Source organism: Yoonia sp., assembly GCF_017854415.1.
GTDB lineage: Bacteria > Pseudomonadota > Alphaproteobacteria > Rhodobacterales > Rhodobacteraceae > Yoonia.
The window spans coordinates 1-2,725 of sequence record NZ_JAFMHR010000242.1; the positions used below are offsets into that span (position 1 = coordinate 1).

General features: G+C 60.6%; 1 protein-coding gene and 1 pseudogene. Both read right to left on the minus strand.

From position 1 onward, the window contains the following. On the minus strand, window positions 1-1,190 hold a 1,190-nt coding region (locus tag QZ197_RS16050), incomplete at its 3' end, for a hypothetical protein (RefSeq protein ID WP_296433265.1). Between the two features lie 1,023 nt (window positions 1,191-2,213). Next, window positions 2,214-2,465, minus strand: a pseudogene (locus QZ197_RS16155) (DNA cytosine methyltransferase); the annotation flags it as partial. Between the last annotated feature and the right edge of the window lie 260 nt (window positions 2,466-2,725).

The following is a 2,725-nucleotide window of genomic DNA, read 5'->3' on the forward strand; positions in this document are numbered from 1 at the left end:
GCACGTCCTGGCTTGGGGCGGAGGATGATCTCATCATTAACGCCTGCACAAGAGCTGTCCTCCAAGGACCCAATGAAGACGACAAGCGGTGCCGGCGCTTGGTGCTTCTTAGGGTCAAGCCTGATGGCCAACCAGGCGAGGAGTTCTTGGAAAGTTGCGTCAGCACTTCCACGACCTTCCGCAATGTCCGTAATGCGGTAGTCGTCATAGAAGCCGACGACCGGTATGCACAAGAACCGGCGGGCGAGGGCGAGCAAGAACGCTGGCACACGGTTGAATTGGAGAACAGCCGCTCCCAAGCCGAAGGCCATGCCGTCCAACGGGCCGTAACGCATGACACCCTCTTTCTCAGAGTAGACTGCGACGACGTGGTACGGAAGGTGCTCGTCACAGACCGGAATTTGGCGGAACGCCTTCCACATATCGGATGTGGAGGAGCGAAGCTCCAAACCCCCAGCAAGAGGTGCGTTGGCGTATTTGCGAAAGCGCTGCGCCATAGCCAAGCCAACTTCCGTGGAAGTGGTGTGGATGCGCTCAGTAGCGACCACAGTGTCATTGTGGGCGGCACTACGCCCATTATCAATGACTCTCCAAGACTGGCTACCTTCTTGCCAAACGGCGAAGCGGACCAGAGGGCGCCACTTGCCAAGGCCAAAGCGGGCGTCCATTTCCGCCTTGGTGAAGAGTCCTGACATGAAGCCCAAGTCAAGTTCTTCAGCAGTCTTCTTCCAAATGACTGCAGACTGCTCACCCCTGGGGCGAGGCATAGCCTCCACTTGGGCAATCCAATCTTCGTTGGAGGCTTGGAACTGCGCAAGGTCGACGCTTGCATGCACTGCCGCATCGCGGTAGATGCCGATGTGACCCAAGTCGCCAATGACCTGTGCCCCCGTGGAGAAGAGAGCAGGCAGCGCAGTGTCAGGCCACTGGAGGGCATACCTGAGCAAGTCAAAGGTTCCAGCGGGGACGTTCCTACCCAGGCGGGTGGCAGCTTGGCCTGGCGGAAAAGCTGCGTTGATGCCCACGGCTGTGTTGCAGATCTTCTTGAGGGTGCGCAGCTGTTTGCGTCGCCAGGCACTAGCACCGGTCCCAAGTTTGACAGTCTGACGGATGGCGAAGTCCAAGTCGTCAGAAAGAGCGGGCTCAGCGGCGAAAGGGCTGGCCGCAGCAAGGGCCGCTTCAAATTGCACCTGGGGGTCAAGGCCGCGAGCCAGGAGGCTGCGGTGGCCGGATGCGACTGTGGATCGCCGCGGCTGGACCCAAAGGGCATTGCCTGCTGCCAAGTGCGCGTGCTGCTCGGCAAAGTCTGGGCCCAAGGGGATGTCCATCGGGAGGTCCCTGGCCACCCGGTCAGCATTGTAAGGACACATGTTCCTGAGCTCGTCGTACACGGAGGCGTAGCCTGGTACGCGTTGGTCAAAGTCAATGCCCTTGCCTGGGCTAAGGGCCTGAGCTCCCAAGGTGGGCGTGAGGAGCGCCAACAGCCAAAACTTAGCAACACCAAGGTGCCAAGAATTGCCGATGAGAGTATGCCTCCTACGCGCGATCTCAGCGCCGGAAACATCCGTGGCCTTGAGGGCATTGAGCAAGGGCAAAGTATGGTCCAACGGCCACTGCATCAAGACCTCTTCTTCCGAAGGGCAGAGGCGCCGCACAAAGCCGCGGTGGTTGCGGACGCAGTTGGTGGCGGCGTATTGGTAAGGAGCAGAAGACCACTTGTCTTGTTCCCACCGCCGGAGGGCACCAGGAGAGGCGTCACGAAGACCCTTAGGATCCCAGCCAGGCTTATTGCGAGCTCTGCGTGTGGTGAGTGATCGGAAGACGGTTGAAGACCCAGCAACGGGGGACCAACCAGGCAAGAGGGCGTCGGCGGACGGCTGCTTGCGCGTTGACGGTTCGACGTGGAAGACACCGTCGCGGCCCGGCCGGACCTCAGTGCCAGCGGGCCAGGAAGGCTGAGTGCTTGGCCACCACAGCCTAGGCCGTGTGATTGCAGAGAAGGCATGAGCGCCTACAGAGAAGGCGCCCTCGTTGAAGATGGCGTCGTAGGGGGCGCGGTCCTTCAGGTCCATGTTAGTGCATTCCATGAGACCTAAACAAACAGCCCCTGGCACAGCTGCCACACTGTGCTGCAGGTGGCGCCAAACACGGCCAAAGTCCTCTCGGAGAGACGACTGCGCACCGAAAGCGCCGGACCTGGCTGAGTTGAGGCGGGAAACGTCCACGCAGGGAGGGCCTCCGGCAAGAAGGTAAACGGCAGCTCCCTGGTCGCGGACAATCCCTTGGATGATGGCCTCAGTGATGCTCCGAACGTCGCCCAGCTCGACAGTGTCGGAGTGGTTGGCCCGAGAGACGGTGAGTGCATCAGCGTCGACCTCAGAGGAGTAAGAGGCCTTAACTGGGATGCCAAGCTCGCCTGCCGCCGTGGCAAAGGGCAACATGCCGGCGAAAAGCTCAATGATCACAATCTCAGGGGTGCGGAACCCTTGGCGAGAGTCCCGCTCCTGGCCCTAGCGGGTCTTCACCGCGCCGTCGCGGGCTGTGTTGTGGGTCATCCTATTGTGCTCCTTCTTCTCGCAGGCCCACCCATTGAGCAAAGTGACATTGCAGATGTGCTTGCCACCGTCAGGGCATGGGTGGCGGCATCCGCGCTGGTCATTAAACTTGCTGCAGATCCAAGAACCGCAGCTGGCGTGGTTGGCAATGGCCCACGACTTCAGCCGCT